General features: G+C 73.9%; 2 pseudogenes. Both read right to left on the reverse strand.

The window, feature by feature from the left end:
- A pseudogene (locus WHI96_RS27770) lies at positions 1–564 on the reverse strand (C40 family peptidase); the annotation flags it as partial.
- Between the two features lie 7 nt (positions 565–571).
- A pseudogene (locus tag WHI96_RS27775) lies at positions 572–1,055 on the reverse strand (hypothetical protein); the annotation flags it as partial.

Below are 1,055 nucleotides of genomic sequence, written 5' to 3' on the forward strand. Positions count from 1 at the left end.
GTCCGGGCCGACCCAGAACCGGTCGACCAGGGCTGCGGCCGGTGCTTCCTGGGGGGCGTAGCGGTCGGGGAACGCCGAGCGCTGCACCGCCTGCGCCGCGGTGCCCGGCGGCATGGTCGCCCAGCCGGGCAGGGCGATGAGGCGGTCCAGGAAGATCCGGGTCGCGTAGTCGGGGTTGAGGACCTGCTCCGGTGAGCCCCAGCCCTGCGAGGGCCGCTGCTGGTAGAGGCCCAGGGAGTCGCGGTCGCCGTGGCCGACGTTGACCAGTCTCGATTCGACGATCACGGTGGAGATCGCGATGACCGCGGCCCGGCGCGGGAGGCCGCGCTGGGCGACGATGTTGACGATCGTGGCGGCGTTGTCGGTCTGCTCGGCGTTCCAGTCGGTGCCGCCGATCGTCTGCGATCCGCCGCCGAGGCCGCCGTCGCCGCCGCAGCCCCCGCCGGGGAGCGCGCCCCCGGCGACGATGGTCAGCATGGCCACGCCCATCGTCAGCACGGCGCCGGCGAAGACGAGGATGACCGCGCCGACCGCCAGGGCGATGGTGCTCTTCTTCTGGTCCACCGTCAGGTCACCGTCGCGGCGGTGCGCCGCCGGAGCTGCGGCCGGTGTGGCCGGTGCCGTTGGTCGAGATCCTGACGGCCGCGGCCAGGTGCTCGACGGCGGCGGGCGCGGCGGCGTCGGGGCCGGGGTCGGGAGTGGAGGCGCTGACCGGCACCAGCCGTGGGCGGCCTGGGCGCCCGGTCGGCGGTGCGGGTTCCTGGAGCGCGGGATGCTGCGGTGTCGCGTGGGGCTGGTCGTCTCGGGAGCGCAGCCCGGCATTGGTGTCGAAGATGGCCCGCTCGGTGGGGGAGAGGACCGTCTGGATCTTCATGCCGGGGCGGTTCTCCAGCTTCCACAGCGCACGGCCCTGGCCTTCCATCGCCCAGCCGGTGAGCACGGCCTGTTCACGCTCGGACAGTCCGAGCTCGTCGGCGAGCTCGTCACCGACCCGGGTGGACTGGCCGAGCAGGATCCGGGTCGAGCACAGCGCGAGCAGGTCCTTGGCGATGGAG

Origin of the sequence: Pseudonocardia tropica (genome assembly GCF_040105315.1) — a bacterium.
Taxonomy (GTDB): Bacteria; Actinomycetota; Actinomycetes; order Mycobacteriales; family Pseudonocardiaceae; genus Pseudonocardia; species Pseudonocardia alni.